Source organism: Curtobacterium sp. 9128, from assembly GCF_900086645.1.
GTDB lineage: Bacteria > Actinomycetota > Actinomycetes > Actinomycetales > Microbacteriaceae > Curtobacterium.
Genome location: NZ_LT576451.1, coordinates 2,332,759 through 2,348,807, shown reverse-complemented (window position 1 = coordinate 2,348,807; position 16,049 = coordinate 2,332,759). Strand labels below are relative to the sequence as shown.

The following is a 16,049-nucleotide window of genomic DNA, read 5'->3' as shown; positions in this document are numbered from 1 at the left end:
GGCATAGCGTCGGTTGCGTCGTCGGGGTGCGCCCCGACCAGGGCGGGACGACCCGATCGTCCGGCTCGATCGATGTTGATCTTCTGGAGGCCAGCTTTGCCAAAGGCATCAGACGTCGTCTTCGTTGACGGCGTGCGGACACCGTTCGGACGTGCCGGGGAGAAGGGGGTGTTCTGGCGGACCCGCGCCGACGACCTCGCGGTGCACGCGATGCGCGGGTTGCTCGACCGGAACGCGTCACTCGATCACGCGGCCGTCGACGACGTGGCGGTCGCCGCGACGACGCAGCAGGGCGACCAGGGCCTGACCCTCGGACGCACCGTCGGCATGCTCGCCGGCCTGCCGAAGTCCGTGCCCGGCTACGCCATCGACCGCATGTGCGCCGGCGCGATGACGAGCGTCACGACCCTCGCCGGCGCGATCGCGTTCGGCGCGGCCGACATCGCCATCGCCGGTGGTGTCGAGCACATGGGACGCCACCCGATGGGCTTCAACTCCGACCCGAACCCGCGGTTCATCGCCGAGCGCATGGTGAACGCCGACGCGCTGGTGATGGGCAAGACCGCCGAGCGGCTGCACGACCGGTTCCCGGCGATCACGAAGGACCGCACCGACGCCTACGCCGTGCAGTCCCAGCAGCGGTACGCCGCCGCATGGGCCGCCGGCAAGCTGCAGCCCGACCTGGTGCCCGTCGAGGTGAACACCGGCGAGGGCTGGGACATCGTCTCCAGCGACGAGCCGCCCCGCCCGGGGACGACGCTCGAGGCACTCGCGGCGCTGAAGACCCCGTTCCGACCGCACGGCCGGGTCACCGCAGGGAACGCCGCCGGTCTCAACGACGGCGCGACGATGAGCCTCCTGGCCTCCGACGCCGGCGCGAAGCAGTTCGGGCTGGAGCCGAAGATGCGCATGGTGTCCTTCGCCTTCGCGGGCGTCGACCCCGAGGTGATGGGCGTCGGCCCCGTCCCCGCGACCGACAAGGCACTCGCCAAGGCCGGGCTGTCGATCGAGGACATCGGTCTGTTCGAGATCAACGAGGCGTTCGCCGTGCAGGTGCTCGCCTTCCTCGACAACTACGGCATCGCGCAGGACGCCACGAACGTGAACGCCTGGGGCGGCGCGATCGCCGTCGGGCACCCGCTCGCATCGAGCGGCGTCCGCCTGATGACGCAGCTCGCGGCGCAGTTCGCGGAGCGTCCCGACGTCAAGTACGGCATCACGACGATGTGCATCGGGCTCGGCCAGGGCGGCACCGTCATCTGGGAGAACCCGCACTTCAGCAAGTCAGCGGCACGGAAGGCGGCATGACCATGACCCTCGTCGACAACGACCGACTGCTCGCCCTCTCCGAGGACGAGGTCGTCACGCACTCGTACCTGAAGCACATTGCGCTGCCGTCCGGCGGCACGCTCGGGCTCATCACGCTCGACAACGGCAAGGACTACAAGCGTCCGTCGACGCTCGGGCCGCGCACCCTCCACGAGCTCTCGGGTGTGCTCGACACGCTCAAGACGGAGGCGGCCGCCGGCACCGTGCAGGCCGTCGCCGTCACGGGCAAGGAGTACTGCTTCGCCGCAGGGGCGGACCTCTCCCAGGCGGCTTCCGTGCCGTCACGGGACGTCGCCCACGACCTCGCGGCGCTCGGGCACGCCACGCTCCGGAAGTTCGGCGACCTCGGCGTCCCGTCGTTCGCCCTGATCAACGGCATCGCGCTCGGCGGCGGTCTCGAGATCGGACTGCACTGCGCCTACCGCGCGTTCTCCTCGGCCGCGCAGGGCATCGGTCTCCCCGAGGTGTTCCTCGGCATCATCCCCGGCTGGGGCGGCGCGACGCTGCTCCCCCGCCTGATCGGTCCGGAGAAGGCGCTCCGCGTCATCGTCGAGAACCCGTTGAAGAACAACCGGCTGATGGACGGGCCCGCCGCGGTGGAGCTCGGCATCGGCGACGCGCTCATCCCGTCGGTGACGTTCCTGCCGTCCGCCGTGGCGTGGATCGACGGCGTCGTGTCCGGCAGCACGAAGGTCGTCAGGAAGAACGAGCCCGGCATGCTCGAGAAGGCCGCGTGGGGGACGGTCGTCAAGGTCGCCCGCTCCCAGGTGGCGTCGAAGATCGGCACGGTGCCGAAGTCGCCGTTCCGTGCGCTCGACCTGGTCGCTGCGGCGAAGTCCGGCTCGCTCGACGAGCGGTTCGCCGGTGAGGACGACGCCCTCGCCGACCTCATCTCGGGCGACCAGTTCGCGGCGTCGATGTACGCGTTCGACCTCGTGCAGAAGCGTGCGAAGAAGCCCATCGGCGCACCGACCGACGTCGAACCGAAGAAGATCACGAAGGTCGGCGTCCTCGGCGCCGGGCTCATGGCGTCGCAGTTCGCGCTGCTCTTCGCCCGCCGTCTCGGCGTCCCCGTGGTCATCACCGACGTCTCGCAGGAGCGCGTGGACGCCGGTGTCGCACGCATCCGCTCCTCCGTCGACGAGCTGCTGGCGAAGGGCCGGGTCTCGCAGGACGACGCCAACCGGATCAGCGCACTCGTCAGCGGCTCGGTGTCGTACGACGCGTTCGCGGACGCCGACTGGGTCATCGAGGCCGTGTTCGAGGAGATGTCCGTCAAGCAGGACGTGCTCGCCGCCATCGAGAAGGTGATCGCCCCCGATGCGATCCTCGCCACGAACACCTCGTCGTTGTCCGTCGGGTCCATGGCGAGCGTGCTCGAGCACCCGGAGCGTCTGGTCGGCTTCCACTTCTTCAACCCGGTGGCCGTGATGCCCCTGGTCGAGGTCGTCCGCGCGTCGCAGACCTCGGACGAGGCCGTCGCCACGGCGCTGTCCGTCGCGAAGACGCTCAAGAAGACGGCGATCGTCACGGCCGACCAGCCGGGCTTCGTCGTGAACCGGGTTCTCGCCCGCGTGCTCGGCGAAGCCATGCGCGGCGTCGAGGAGGGCACGCCGTTCGAGGTCGTCGCCGAGGGTGCTGCGCCGCTCGGGCTGCCGATGTCCCCGTTCGAGCTGCTCGAGCTCGTCGGCCTGCCGGTCGGTGCGCACGTGCTCGACTCGCACCACGCTGCCTGGCCGGAGCGCTTCTACCCCGGCGACGGGCTGAAGCGGATCGCCGAGTTCGGACACATCCTGACGCGGGACAAGAAGGGCAACGCGACGGGCTACGACCCCGCTGCCGTGAAGCTCGTCGCACCCGCGAAGCAGGACGCGAACGCCGTGGACGCGGCGACGATGCAGCAGCGCTTCGAGGACGCTCTCGCCGACGAGCTGCACCGCATGCTGTCGGACGGTGTGGTCGAGCACGTCGAGGAGATCGACCTCGGGCTGATCCTCGGCGCTGGGTACCCGTTCCAGGCCGGCGGGATCAGCCCGTACCTCGACCGTTCCGGTGCGTCCGAGCGCGTCTTCGGCGGCACGTTCCACGACCCCGCGATCGTGGGCCCGGCGTCCCGCTGACCCCGCGGTAGCGGCCGACCGCGCCCGCGCAGGACCGCCGCGGCGGTAGCGGCCGACCGCACCCCTTCACGAACATCGCGCCCCGTCACGACGGGGCGCGATGTTCGTAGAGGGGCGCCACGCCGCCAGGACCCACGCTGATGACGGCAACGACCTGGGGCGTACCGTCCGGGACATGCAGGACTGGTGGGCACCTCGGACGAGCGGCGGTCCGTCCGTGGTGCTGTCCGTACCCGTCGCCGACGTCCCAGCGCTGTTCAACCAGGCCGTCGAGGCCGTCCCGGGTGCCGCCGCGATGGAGGTCCGAGCCGACGGCGCGGTCGTCGGCCGACGGACGTCCTTCGCACTCCGCGCGGAGAACATCGTCCTGTCCTTCGAACGGGTCGACGCCACCCACTCCCGCGTGCGGATCGTCCGCGAAGGCCGCGACGGAGTGGACCTCGGACGGGCGCTGTTCTTCAGTCCGATGGCCCGCGCGCTCCTCGCCGCAGTGCGGGAGCAGTCGCCGACCTAGCGAGCACAGCACGTCGCGCCCCTGGGCGAACATCGCGCCCCGTCACCAGGGGGCGCGATGTTCGCACGGGGGCGCGATGCGATCAGACGACCGGACCCGCGTCAGCGCTCAGCGGACTCCCGCGACCGCGCCGGCTTCGCCTGGGGCAGCTTCGTCCCGACGACCTGGTCGATGACGTCGCGGGCGATCGCCTGCGCCGTGAGCCCGGCGTCGTGCAGGATCTGCGTGCGGGTGGCGTGGTCGATGAACTCGTCCGGCAGCCCGAGTTCGTTCACCCCGGTGTCGACACCAGCCGCGCGGAGGTCCTGTCGCAGCCGCGTCCCGACACCGCCGACACGCACACCGTCCTCGATCGTGATGACGAGTCGGTGGTCGCGCGAGAGGTCGATGAGGGACGCCGGGATCGGCACGACCCACCGGGGATCGACCACGGTGACGCCGATGCCCTGCGCCTCGAGCAACGCGGCGGCCTCGAGCGCGACGGGCACCATCGACCCGACGGCCACGATCAGCACGTCGTCCGACGCGGCAGCGGCGTGCAGCACGTCGACGCCGTCCGACAGCCGTGACACCGCGGGGATGTCCGGCCCGACCTGCCCCTTCGACCAGCGGAGCACCGTCGGCGCGTCGTCGATCGCCACCGCCTCGCGGAGCTCCTCGCGGAGGGTCGCCGCGTCACGCGGTGCCGCGATCCGGATCCCCGGGACGACCTGCAGCAGTGCGAGGTCCCACATCCCGTGGTGCGACGGCCCGTCCGGACCGGTGACTCCGGCGCGGTCGAGCACGAACGTCACTCCGGCGCGGTGTAGCGCCACGTCCATCAGGACCTGGTCGAACGCGCGGTTGAGGAACGTGGCGTAGAGCGCGACAACGGGGTGCAGTCCGCCGTACGCGAGCCCCGCGGCACTGGTGACGGCGTGCTGCTCGGCGATCCCGACGTCGATCACGCGCGAGGGGTGCCGCTGCTGGAACAGGTGCAACCCGGTCGGCCGGAGCATGGCCGCCGTGATCGCCACGATGCGCGGGTCCTCGTCACCGAGGTCCGCGAGCGACGACGCGAACACCGAGGTCCACGACGGACCCGATGCGGTGTCGAGCGACTCACCGGTCTCCGGGTCGATGTGCCCGACGGCGTGGAACTGGTCCGCCTGGTCGCGCAGCGCCGGCTCGAAGCCGTGGCCCTTCTCGGTGATCGCGTGCACGATGACCGGGGCGCCGTACTCCTTGGCCTGCCGGAGTGCGCTCTCCATGGCCTGCTGGTCGTGTCCGTTGACCGGGCCGATGTACTTGATGTCGAGGTTCGAGTAGAGGGCCTCGTTGTTCGTCAGCCGCGACAGGAAGCCGTGCAGACCGCCGCGCATCCCGCGGTACACCGCACGCCCCGGAGCACCGAAGCGAGCCGCAGCCGCCTGGGTCTTCTCGTACAGGGCGCGGTACTCGCGACGGGTGCGCACCGAGTTCAGGTAGCGCGCCATGCCACCGATCGTCGGGGCGTAGGACCGGCCGTTGTCGTTGACCACGATCACCAGGCGGCGGTCGTTGTCGTCCGAGATGTTGTTGAGCGCCTCCCACGTCATCCCGCCGGTGAGCGCACCGTCACCGACGATGGCGACGACGGTCCGGTCGTGCTGCCCGGTCTGCCGGAAGGCCCGGGAGATCCCGTCGGCCCAGGAGAGCGACGACGACGCGTGCGAGGACTCGACGATGTCGTGCTCCGACTCGCTCCGCTGCGGGTAGCCGGCGATGCCGCCGCGCTCCCGGAGGTGCGAGAAGTCCTGCCGCCCGGTGACGATCTTGTGCACGTACGACTGGTGGCCGGTGTCGAACACGAAGGGGTCGTTCGGCGAGTCGAACACCCGGTGCATCGCGAGCGTCAGCTCGACGACGCCGAGGTTCGGCCCGAGGTGCCCACCGGTCTTCGCGACCTCGGCGACGAGGAACCGCCGGATCTCGGCGGACAGTTCCGTCATCTGTGCGTCGGAGAGACGCTTCAGGTCGCGCGGCGACGTGATGCTGGCGAGCAGACTCACGGGCGCTCCTTTCGTGCGGCGAAGGCCCCATGCTATTCGCGCAACCAGCAGACGGACTGGAGGCTCGGTGCGGGTCGCGCACCGAGCCTCCAGTCCGTCGTGTGGTCGCGTCAGCGACCTGTGGTCACGTCGCTCAGACGAGCGAGCGGAGCACGTACTGCAGGATGCCGCCGTTGCGGTAGTAGTCGGCTTCACCGGGGGTGTCGATGCGGACGACCGCGTCGAACTCCACGGTCTCCTTGCCGGCGGGCGAGTGCTCGCTCGGCGTCGCGGTGACGTGGACCGTCTTCGGCGTTCGGCCCTCGTTCAGCTCCGTGAGGCCCGAGATCGAGACGACCTCGGTGCCGTCGAGCCCGAGGGACTCGATCGACTCGCCGACCGGGAACTGCAGCGGGACGACGCCCATGCCGATGAGGTTCGAGCGGTGGATGCGCTCGAAGCTCTCGGTGATGACGGCCTTGACGCCGAGGAGGTTCGTGCCCTTCGCCGCCCAGTCGCGCGACGAACCGGAGCCGTACTCCTTGCCGCCGAACACGACGAGCGGGATGCCCTGCTCCTGGTAGTGCTGCGATGCGTCGTAGATGAACGACTGCTCGCCGTCGGGCGTGGTGAAGTCACGGGTGTAGCCGCCCTCCACGCCGTCGAGGAGCTGGTTGCGCAGGCGGATGTTCGCGAACGTGCCGCGGATCATGACCTCGTGGTTGCCGCGGCGCGAGCCGTAGGAGTTGAAGTCCTTGCGGTCGACACCGTGCTCGGCGAGGTACTTGCCGGCCGGGCTGTCGGCCTTGATCGAACCGGCCGGCGAGATGTGGTCGGTCGTGACCGAGTCGCCGAGCTTCGCGAGGACGCGGGCGCCGGAGATGTCGGAGACGGCGTCCGGCGTCATCGTCATGCCCTCGAAGTACGGGGGCTTCCGGACGTAGGTCGACTCGGTGTCCCACTCGAAGGTGTCACCCGTCGGGGTCGGCAGGTTCTTCCAGCGGTCGTCGCCCTCGAACACGGAGCCGTACTCGTGGGTGAACATCTCGGTGTCGATCGACGCGTCGATGACCTGCTGGACCTCGGCCGTGTCGGGCCAGATGTCGCTCAGGTAGACGTCGTTGCCGTCCTGGTCCTGCCCGAGGGCGTCCTTCTCGAAGTCGAAGTGCATCGACCCGGCGAGGGCGTACGCGATGACGAGCGGCGGGGAGGCCAGGTAGTTCATCTTGACGTCGGGGTTGATCCGGCCCTCGAAGTTGCGGTTGCCCGAGAGCACCGCGGTCACCGCGAGGTCGTTGTCCTGCACGGCCTGCGAGATCTCCTCGGGCAGCGGGCCCGAGTTGCCGATGCAGGTGGTGCAGCCGTAGCCGACCGTGTAGAAGCCGAGCTGCTCGAGGTAGGTGGTGAGACCGGCCTTCTCGTAGTAGTCGGTGACGACCTTCGAACCGGGCGCGAGGGTGGTCTTGACCCACGGCTTCGCGGTCAGTCCCTTGTTCGCGGCGTTCCGGGCGAGGATGCCCGCCGCCATCATGACCGACGGGTTCGACGTGTTCGTGCACGACGTGATCGCGGCGATCGCGACGGCGCCGTGGTCGATCGTGAACGGGTCGGAGCCGTCCATCGCGACCTTGGTCGGCTGCGACGCCGTGGACGGAGCGCTCGAGACGTACACGTGCTCGTGCGTCGTCGTGTCCTCGCTCGTGGAGCCCGCGGCGATCGGGTCGGACGCCGGGAAGGTGTCCTCGACCGCGTCGTCCAGGTCGGTCTGCACGGCCGGGTCGGTGTAGTTGGCGAGGTCGACCTCGAACTGGTCCTTCGCCTTCGACAGCTCGATGCGGTCCTGCGGGCGCTTCGGGCCGGAGATCGACGGGACGACGGTGGAGAGGTCGAGCTCCATGTACTCCGAGTACGCCGGCTCGACCGAGGCGTCGTGCCAGAGGCCCTGTGCCTTGGAGTACGCCTCGACCAGGGCGATCTGCGCCTCGTCGCGGCCGGTCAGACGGAGGTAGTCGAGCGTGACGTCGTCGACCGGGAAGATCGCCGCGGTGGAGCCGAACTCCGGCGACATGTTGCCGATCGTGGCGCGGTTCGCGAGCGGCACGGCGCTGACGCCCTCGCCGTAGAACTCGACGAACTTGCCGACGACACCGTGCTTGCGGAGCTCCTGCGTGATGGTCAGCACCACGTCGGTCGCCGTCACGCCCGCGGGGATCTCACCCGAGAGCTTGAAGCCGACGACCTTCGGGATGAGCATCGACACGGGCTGGCCGAGCATCGCTGCTTCTGCCTCGATCCCGCCGACGCCCCAGCCGAGCACTCCAAGGCCGTTGACCATCGTGGTGTGCGAGTCGGTACCGACGAGGGTGTCGGGGTAGGCGTAGGTCTCGCCGTCGAAGTCACGCGTGTAGGTGACCTTCGCCAGGTACTCGATGTTGACCTGGTGGACGATGCCGGTTCCCGGCGGGACGACCTTGAAGTCCTCGAACGCGGTCTGACCCCAGCGGAGGAACTGGTAGCGCTCACCGTTCCGCTCGTACTCGAGGTCGGTGTTGCGCTGGAGTGCGTCCTCGCGGCCGAAGAGGTCGGCGATGACGGAGTGGTCGATGACCATCTCGGCCGGCGACAGCGGGTTGATCTTGTTCGGGTCGCCGCCGATCGTGGCCATCGCCTCGCGCATGGTGGCGAGGTCGACGATGCACGGGACGCCCGTGAAGTCCTGCATGACGACGCGCGCCGGCGAGAACTGGATCTCGGTGTCCGGGTCGGCCTCTGGGCGCCAGTTGCCGAGCGAGCGGATCTGGTCCGCCGTGACGTTCTTGCCGTCCTCGGTGCGGAGGAGGTTCTCGAGCAGCACCTTCAGGCTGTACGGGAGCTTCTCGTGACCGGGGACCGAGTCGATCCGGTGGATCGCGTAGTCGACACCCCCAACCGACAGTGTGTCCTTCGAGCCGAAGCTATTGACTGCAGCCACCGTGCCGCCTCCCTACTGATCGGTTTGCCCTCATCCTCGCGGGCCGTGGACCGTCCCACCAGCAAGGCAAACCTAAACCCCCGACGCTGCGGTGCCCCGGGGAAAACTATCTCGATGTCGAGATAACTCTACACCGTGGCCGCGTCGTCGTCGTGCTGGTCACGCCGGTCGTGCCGGAAGACCGTCCGGACGAGCAGCCACGTCACCCAGAGCAGTGCGGCGTAGAGCGGGACACCCGTGATGAGCTTGATCGCCGCGAGGAGTTCCACCTGTGCGGCGAGGTACAGCGGGATCTCGATGACCAGTCGGAGCGCGAAGAGCCCCACCCACATCCACGTGGCGACGGTGAGCACCCGGCGCTTGGCGGCGTCGGCTCGCCAGTCCATCGGACCGCCGTCCTCGCCCTGCGCGAGCAGCCCGACGATCAGCCCGATCAGCGGACGCCGGATCGCCAGCGTCACGAGGAGCACCAGCAGGCAGACCAGGTTGATGATGATCCCGGGGATGAAGTTGCTCTCGGCCTTGCCCGTGATGAGCGCGAGGCCGGCGGAGACGGCGACGCCGAGGATCCCGGCGAACGACATCGCGAGGGACTGCCGCTGCAGCAGTCGGAGGACGACGAACACGAGCCCGACGACCACCGGGATCACGACGCTCGGGACGAGTTCCTTCGTGATCGCGTACACGACGAGGAACGCGAACCCGGGCAGCACCGATTCCGCGAGCCCCCTGGTACCGCCGACGGCGCCGATCAGTGCCCTGCCGGACGGTGCCTCACCGGGAGCCACCTTCGCGATGCCGGCGTTCCGGACGGCGTCGCGGAGCTGGGCGTTCAGCGACAGGGGTTGCTCGCGCTCGTCAGCGAAGCGGTCGTCACGGTCGTCGTGCTGCTCGGGCAACGGTGCTCCGGATCAGATGGCCGACTGCGTCGACTTCGGCATGTGCAGCGGGATCAGGTCACGCGGCGGCATCGGCGTGGTGCCGCGGACCACCACGACGCTGCGGAACAGGTCCTCGATCTCCTCGGCATCGTCCGGCTGCTCAGCGGCCTTGCCCGCGATCACGCCGCGGAGGAACCAGCGGGGGCCGTCGACGCCGATGAACCGCGCAGGACGAGCGCCGGCGGCACCGCCGTCACCGTCCACCACGACGGGCACCGATGCGCGCAGCTCGGGACCGAAGGGCCCGTCGACCTCGGTCACGGAGCCGCCCTGGCGCTCGATCTGCTCGGCGATCTGCGCGCGGATCTCGTGCCAGAGACCGGTCGACCGCGGCGCGGCGAACGGCTGGACCTGGAGCGTGGACTCGTCGTAGTCGAGCCCGACGGCGACGACGCGCTGCGAGCCCTCCTCGACCTCGAGCCGGAGGTGCAGGCCCTCGCGCGGCAGGATCTTCACGCCGCCGAGGTCCACGTACGGCCGGACCGGGTTCGCCTCGGTCTCGTCGAGCGGACCCGCTTCCTCGCGGTCGTCGGGAGCGGACTTGCCCGTCGGGGCGAACTCCGCGACCTCGTCGAGTCCCGAGTCCGCCTCGTCGGCGAGCTCGACCTCGGGTGTCGTCTCAGCGACCTCGACGTCGGCGGCGACCTCTGCGGCCACCTCGACCTCGTCGCGCTTGCGTCGGCCGATCCTCATGCTCGCGTTCCTTCCTGCTGGTTCGTGACACCGTAGCCCGACGAGCCGAAGCCGCCCTGGCCACGGACGCTGTCCGGGAGCTCGTCCACCCGCGAGAACGTCACGCGCGGCACGGGCATCACGATCATCTGGGCGATGCGGTCGCCGACGTGCACCTCGTACGGCTCGGCGACGTCGGTGTTGAGCAGGGAGACCTTGATCTCGCCGCGGTACCCCGAGTCGACGGTCCCCGGCGAGTTCACGATGGTGATGCCGTGCTTCGCCGCGAGACCACTGCGCGGGACGACGAACGCCGCGTACCCCTCAGGCAGTGCGATCGAGAGCCCCGTCGGCACGAGGCGTCGCTCGCCCGGCGCGAGCACGAACGCCTCGGTCGAGACGAGGTCGGCACCGGCATCACCGGGGTGGGCGTAGCCGGGAGCGTTCTCCCCGGTCCAGAGCACGTCGACTGGTTCGGTCACGTGTCGAGGGTAGTGCAGACCGTGACCGTTCCGTGACCTGCCCCGAGTCGTGATCGAATGGGGTCGTGACCCTGTACCGCGAGCGCCTCTGGGCGCCACCGATCCTGTACCTGGCGACGGCGCTCGTCATCCCGGCGAGCCTGCTCGTCTTCCTGCCGATCAACATCGCGACGGGCATCATCGTCGCGGCGTGCATGGAGATCGCCGTCCTGGTGCTCCTGTGGGTCCTCGCACCCGTGATCGAGGTGACGGAGACCGAGTTCCGGGCAGGACGCGCACACCTGCCCCGCACGCTCGTCGGCGAGGTCGGCGGCTACACCGGTGCCGAGGCGACGACGCAGCGCGGCCCGAAGCTCGACGCGCGTGCCTGGACGCTCTTCCGCGGCTACGTGAAGGGCGTCGTCAAGGTCGAGGTCCTGGACGACGCCGACCCCACGCCGTACTGGCTCGTCAGCGTGCGGAACCCGCAGAAGGTCGCCGCCGCACTGCAGTCCTGAGACGCGCCCGCCCGATCGAGTGCGCAGAAACGGGCCCCCGTTCCCACCCCGCGTCACCATGTCTGCGCACTCGACCTGCCGCCGCCACCGGACTGGAGGCACGGTGCCGGCCCGCCACGCACCTCCCGTCCCGCGGCCCGCACGTCCGGCGGCCAGTCCGCCGGATCGAGTGCGCAGAAGTGCCGCTCTGGCCCCACCCCGCGTCGCCGCATCTGCGCTCTCGCGGGGCGAGGCCGCCCCGCAGACGTCGAACGGCCCGCATCCCCTCGGGGATGCGGGCCGTCCTCATCTGCGTGTGCCTAGAGCGCCGCGCACTCCGCACAGACCGGGCCGAGCTTCGACTCGTGGTCGAGCTGCGAGCGGTGCTTCACGAGGAAGCACTCCACGCACGTGAACTCGTCGACCTGCGGGGGGAGCACGACGACGTCGAGGTCGACGTCGCTGAGGTCCTGACCGGCCAGCTCGAAGCTGCCCGGGTTGTCGGAATCATCATCGACGACCCCCGACATCTTGTCGGGCACGCGCTCCTTGAGGGCCTCGATCGACTCCGAGTCGGAATTGTCGTCGGTCTTCCGGGGGGCGTCGTAATCGGTGGCCATGCCCATCCATTTCTCGTATCGAGAGGTCGTCGCCGGAGATCGGCGGCGACAGTATCCAACACGCGCCGCCCTGATGCAAACTGAACGTCGGGTGGCTCGTCGTGCCCGTGCAACCAGGCGTTGGCCCGATCCATTCCCGTCGGCCACGAAACGCTCGGCAACATCCACGATCCGATGACGGCGCGCGGCGCGCGCCTCCCCGGAATCCGGTCCGACGCGCTGCATACTTCCCGGGTACGAGGCACGACCGTACGCGACGCTGGGAAGGCGGAACCATGCAAGACGTGAGAGTCATCGGGGTGGAATCCGGGGCACTCCTGCTCGCGACCGATGGCGGCAGCGAGTTCCGGTTGCCCGTCACCTCGTCGCTGGCGGGGCAGGTCCGGCAGGCGAACCCGGACGGCATGCCGCAGAAGCGCGTGTCCCCGAAGGACGTCCAGGCCCGCATCCGCGGTGGTGCCGACGCAGCAGAGGTCGCCGCAGCGCTCGACGTCGACGTCGAGTACGTCCGCCGCTTCGAGGGACCCGTCCTCGCGGAGCGCGCGTTCATCCTCGATGCCGCGCACCGCGTCCCGGTCACGCCGGTCGACGACACCACCCCGGACACCTTCGGCGAGGCGATCACCGCCAGGCTCGAGTCGGGCGACGCCGCCGGGGTCGCGTGGTCGAGCTGGAAGCACGCCGAGAACGGCTGGCAGGTGCAGGTCCGCTACACCGCTGCCGAGGTCGAGCACGACGCCCAGTGGCACTTCGACCCGAAGACCTCGACGCTGACGCCGGACAACGGCGACGCGCACCGACTGTCGCACACCGAGGACGAGGGGCTCGCACCGCGGCTCCGCGCCGTCGAGTTCGACCAGCAGGACACCGACGGCACCCGGTTCGACTCCGGCGCGTTCCGCGTCGACGAGCCGGACGAGGACGTCACGAACCCGGAGGTCGCCGAGCGCGCCCCGCTCCGGGCGCCGCTCCCCCGCATCGGTGCGGCCCAGATCGAGGAACGCGCGCCGGGCAACGAGACCGCCGACCTGCTCGAGGCGCTCCGCCGTCGCCGCGGGGAGCGCGAGTCCGTGTCACTCGCCGACCAGCAGCAGGACGAGTCGCGCGGGTCGATCAGCGTCGTCGACATCCCGTTGCAGGGCTTCGAGGACCAGTCGGACACCGCACCGCAGGCGGACCAGCGTCCGTCGTCGGCACCGGAGTCGGAGGGACGGCAGGAGCGCAAGAAGCGCAACCGCCGATCGATGCCCAGCTGGGACGAGATCGTGTTCGGCACCCGCCCCGACGACGACATGGCCTGATCGGCGTCGTGGGTCGAGTCGCGCGTCCGGCGCGTTGGGCGTTCTCGAACTACTGGTGGCCGTTTGCCGTCATGGTGTTCTTGAGCATCGCCATCAGTGCCGTACTGATCGTTCCGGGCTGGTGGGTGGACCGCGACGCAACGGGAGACCTCGAGCCCGTCGAGAGGGTCCAAGCTCTCCAGGACGCACGGCAGTCGGTGCTCTGGACGATCGGTGGATTCATCGCTGTCGTCGGTTTGCTCTTCACAAAGCGACGCGACGACATCGCACGCGCCAACCATGATCTGGATCGCGACGCAAACCTCACGGATCGGTACACCGAGGCCGTTGCGCAACTCGGGTCCGATGCGATGGCAGTGCGTCTCGGAGGGCTCTACGCGTTGGAACGCATCGCCCGCGACTCAGAGCGCGATCGCGAGACCATTGTCGATGTCCTGACCGCGTGGTTGCGAGCGCGCACGGACGGAGGGCAGCCCGAACCGATCACCTCGCCGGAAACCGAGCGAGCGCCGACCGATGTCCGAGCCGCCGTCGTCGTTGTCAGCAAGCTTTCGGTCCTACTCCCCAAGCCCGTGCTCGACCTCAGCTCAGCGCGGTTGCCCGGCTCGCAGCTCCACTCTGTGCGAGCCAACACCGTGAACCTCGACGACGCGGTCCTCACAAGGACGTACATCTGGCGGTCCGCCTTCAAGTGGGTGCACATGTTCCAGGCCGATCTCCGTCACGCCCAGATCAGTGACACGACGATCGAGTACCTGGTCCTGACGAAAGCAAACGCAACCTCGGCGACCATCGATCTCGACACCACCCAACCGGTGCTCGCCCACGAGCTGAACGCTCGCAACAGCATGTGGATGTCCAAGACCCCGGTGGTGTTCTGGGCAAGGGGTTCGGTCTTCGCTTCGGCCCACATGGACGCCATCCTCCGGGAGGACGGATCGATCGCGAGGATGGATCTGTCCGGATCGGAACTCGACGCCGCTGACTTCTCGGAAGCGGTGCTCGATGGGATCGGTCTGCGTCGGTCCACCCTGACCGGAGCCGACTTCACTTCGGCCAGGCTTGTCCCACTCGTTGACGAGGACGGAGCGGTCGTCCGCGATGCAGGCGGCGCACCGTTGTGCCCTGCGGACCTCCGCGACGTCGACGCGGAAGGCGCGAGGTTCAGCGGAGCCTCGGCTCCTCTGGCCAATTTCGTCGACGCACGATTGCGCAGTGCGAACTTCGACGACTGCGACCTCACCGGAGCGGACCTCAAGCGCGCTGATTTGCGATCTGCGTCGTTCAGGAACGCGATCCTCGTGGGGGCGAACTTGTCCGATGCGGACCTGGAAGGTGCCGACCTGACCGGTGCGCGCGTCGACGGCGCGGATTTCAGCGGAGCCGCAGATGTCGTCCTCACCGGCACGAAGGGTTCACCGGCTCACACAACCTGAGCAGCACGGATCCGTCAGGTCGCGAAGGCCCCTGCGAGGCGCAGGGGTACGCCGACCTCGTCATCGGTGAGCGCGCCGTGCTGGCCGATCATCCGCTTCGGGTCCTTCCGCGGGTCGAGCTCGCGGTCGTCGTTGAACGCCCAGGAGCCGCGTGCGACGACGACCACGTCGCCGACCCTCGGCCGGACCTCGTCGGCGACGGCGCCGAACCAGTTCGCCGCGATCGCCTCGTCCTTGCTGGCCACGTACGCCCGCTTGCCGTACTTCGTGCGCCAGGCCTCGACGAGGGCCGACACGTCGGTGCCGGGCGCCACGGTGAGCTGCCGGCAGCGGGGGTCCCCTGCGACGCCGACGACGTCCACGAGCAGGTCGGGGTCGATCGCGATGTTCGACTCCTCCGGCACGTCGAGGATGCCGTGGTCCGCGGTGACGACGACGCCGACGTCCGCCGCGACGCGTGCGTCCAGTCGTGCGAGTTCCCCGTCGAGTGCCTCGAGCGACGCGGTCCATCGATCGGACTGCCACCCGTGCTTGTGGGCGATCGAGTCGAGCTCCGGGACGTAGAGGTACACGAGCGACCTGCCGACGAGGGTCTCCTCGATCGCGGCGTCGACGCGCTGGGCGATCGTGTCGGCGGGGACGTAGCGCGCGCCGCCGAGCACGTTCGCCGTCATCCCGGACGACCGGTAGCGCGCTGGGCCGACGACGACGGGGTCCACGCCGACCTCGGACGCCGCGGTGAAGAGGGTCGACGACCGGAGCCAGCCGGCCGGGACCTCGTCGTCCCACCCGCCGAGCATGTTCATGACCACCTCGGTGTCAGGGTTCCACCCGCTGTACCCGACGACGCCGTGCGTGCCGGGAGACCGACCGGTCGTCAGGGTCGACAGCGCGGCTGCGGTCGTCGTGGGGAACCCGCTCCGCAGGCGCTTCCGGGAGGCCGCCAGGAACCGGGCGTGCCCGGCACGCGCGCCGAGCGCACCGGCGCCCAGACCGTCCACCAGGACGACGACCGCGGAACGGGCGGGGCGGAGGGTGATCCGGGCCTCCAGTCCGTGCTCACGCACCCATGCGTCGTCGACCGCACCGAGCGCCACCAGGCAACTCGGGAGCACGTCGGCGAGGTTCGCGGTGTCGTCGGGGGCCGTCGGTAGGCTTTGGGGCACCCCCCGATCCTC

The 16,049-nt window shown here is 69.7% G+C and carries 13 protein-coding genes; 6 read left to right on the top strand and 7 right to left on the bottom strand.

The annotated features are described in order from the left end of the window. The first annotated feature begins 72 nt into the window (after positions 1 to 72). The 3 genes from QK288_RS11270 (at position 73) to QK288_RS11260 (ending at position 3,963) form a co-directional block, all read left to right on the top strand. Complete coding sequence (locus QK288_RS11270; protein WP_281264403.1) at positions 73 to 1,308, top strand: thiolase family protein; 1,236 nt, start codon at positions 73 to 75, stop codon at positions 1,306 to 1,308. After that, complete coding sequence (locus QK288_RS11265; protein WP_281264402.1) at positions 1,305 to 3,449, top strand: 3-hydroxyacyl-CoA dehydrogenase NAD-binding domain-containing protein; 2,145 nt, start codon at positions 1,305 to 1,307, stop codon at positions 3,447 to 3,449. Before QK288_RS11270 ends, QK288_RS11265 begins: the two co-directional genes overlap by 4 nt. Before the next feature lie 175 nt (positions 3,450 to 3,624). After that, positions 3,625 to 3,963 (top strand): hypothetical protein, encoded by a 339-nt coding sequence (locus QK288_RS11260; protein ID WP_281264401.1) that lies wholly within the window; start codon positions 3,625 to 3,627, stop codon positions 3,961 to 3,963. 101 nt (positions 3,964 to 4,064) lie between these two features. Here the strand turns inward: QK288_RS11260 and dxs are convergent, their stop codons facing one another. The 5 genes from dxs to dut all read right to left on the bottom strand — a co-directional run bounded on the left by dxs (position 4,065) and on the right by dut (position 11,038). Next, positions 4,065 to 5,993: a 1-deoxy-D-xylulose-5-phosphate synthase gene (gene dxs / locus QK288_RS11255; RefSeq protein WP_281264400.1), complete on the bottom strand. Its 1,929-nt coding sequence runs from the start codon at positions 5,991 to 5,993 to the stop codon at positions 4,065 to 4,067. A 133-nt stretch (positions 5,994 to 6,126) separates the two neighbouring features. Continuing rightward, positions 6,127 to 8,943, bottom strand: coding sequence for an aconitate hydratase AcnA (acnA, locus tag QK288_RS11250; RefSeq protein WP_281264399.1), 2,817 nt, complete (start codon positions 8,941 to 8,943; stop codon positions 6,127 to 6,129). A 128-nt stretch (positions 8,944 to 9,071) separates the two neighbouring features. After that, positions 9,072 to 9,842 (bottom strand): DUF3159 domain-containing protein, encoded by a 771-nt coding sequence (locus tag QK288_RS11245; protein WP_281264398.1) that lies wholly within the window; start codon positions 9,840 to 9,842, stop codon positions 9,072 to 9,074. A gap of 12 nt (positions 9,843 to 9,854) precedes the next feature. Then, positions 9,855 to 10,577, bottom strand: a complete 723-nt coding sequence (locus tag QK288_RS11240; protein WP_281264397.1) for a DUF3710 domain-containing protein — start codon at positions 10,575 to 10,577, stop codon at positions 9,855 to 9,857. Continuing rightward, positions 10,574 to 11,038 (bottom strand): dUTP diphosphatase, encoded by a 465-nt coding sequence (dut, locus tag QK288_RS11235; RefSeq protein ID WP_281264396.1) that lies wholly within the window; start codon positions 11,036 to 11,038, stop codon positions 10,574 to 10,576. The genes QK288_RS11240 and dut overlap by 4 nt, the downstream gene beginning before the upstream one ends. Positions 11,039 to 11,103: 65 nt before the next feature. On the opposite strand from dut, the gene QK288_RS11230 reads away from it, so the two are divergent. Further along, the gene (locus QK288_RS11230; RefSeq protein WP_281264395.1) at positions 11,104 to 11,535 is read left to right on the top strand and encodes a DUF3093 domain-containing protein; all 432 of its coding nucleotides are present in this window, start codon (positions 11,104 to 11,106) and stop codon (positions 11,533 to 11,535) included. Between the two features lie 299 nt (positions 11,536 to 11,834). Here the strand turns inward: QK288_RS11230 and QK288_RS11225 are convergent, their stop codons facing one another. Next, entirely contained in the window at positions 11,835 to 12,134 is a 300-nt protein-coding gene (locus QK288_RS11225) for a DUF4193 domain-containing protein (protein WP_031263038.1), read from the bottom strand. A gap of 275 nt (positions 12,135 to 12,409) precedes the next feature. On the opposite strand from QK288_RS11225, the gene sepH reads away from it, so the two are divergent. Both sepH and QK288_RS11215 read left to right on the top strand, forming a co-directional pair. Next, positions 12,410 to 13,435, top strand: a complete 1,026-nt coding sequence (gene sepH, locus QK288_RS11220) for a septation protein SepH (protein WP_281264394.1) — start codon at positions 12,410 to 12,412, stop codon at positions 13,433 to 13,435. An 80-nt stretch (positions 13,436 to 13,515) separates the two neighbouring features. Then, on the top strand, positions 13,516 to 14,871 hold the full coding sequence (locus QK288_RS11215) for a pentapeptide repeat-containing protein (RefSeq protein ID WP_281264393.1): 1,356 nt from the start codon (positions 13,516 to 13,518) through the stop codon (positions 14,869 to 14,871). A gap of 14 nt (positions 14,872 to 14,885) precedes the next feature. Here QK288_RS11215 and QK288_RS11210 read toward each other — a convergent pair whose 3' ends face one another. Next, complete coding sequence (locus QK288_RS11210; protein WP_281264392.1) at positions 14,886 to 16,037, bottom strand: nucleotide pyrophosphatase/phosphodiesterase family protein; 1,152 nt, start codon at positions 16,035 to 16,037, stop codon at positions 14,886 to 14,888. Positions 16,038 to 16,049: the final 12 nt, after the last annotated feature.

What these genes read in the sequence shown, in the direction of transcription:
- QK288_RS11260 (WP_281264401.1), top strand. Translation starts at nt 3,625, where the DNA reads ATGCAGGACTGGTGGGCACCTCGGACGAGCGGCGGTCCGTCCGTGGTG.
- QK288_RS11265 (WP_281264402.1), top strand. Translation starts at nt 1,305, where the DNA reads ATGACCATGACCCTCGTCGACAACGACCGACTGCTCGCCCTCTCCGAG.
- QK288_RS11270 (WP_281264403.1), top strand. Translation starts at nt 73, where the DNA reads ATGTTGATCTTCTGGAGGCCAGCTTTGCCAAAGGCATCAGACGTCGTC.
- QK288_RS11240 (WP_281264397.1), bottom strand. Translation starts at nt 10,577, where the DNA reads ATGAGGATCGGCCGACGCAAGCGCGACGAGGTCGAGGTGGCCGCAGAG.
- sepH (WP_281264394.1), top strand. Translation starts at nt 12,410, where the DNA reads ATGCAAGACGTGAGAGTCATCGGGGTGGAATCCGGGGCACTCCTGCTC.
- QK288_RS11225 (WP_031263038.1), bottom strand. Translation starts at nt 12,134, where the DNA reads ATGGCCACCGATTACGACGCCCCCCGGAAGACCGACGACAATTCCGAC.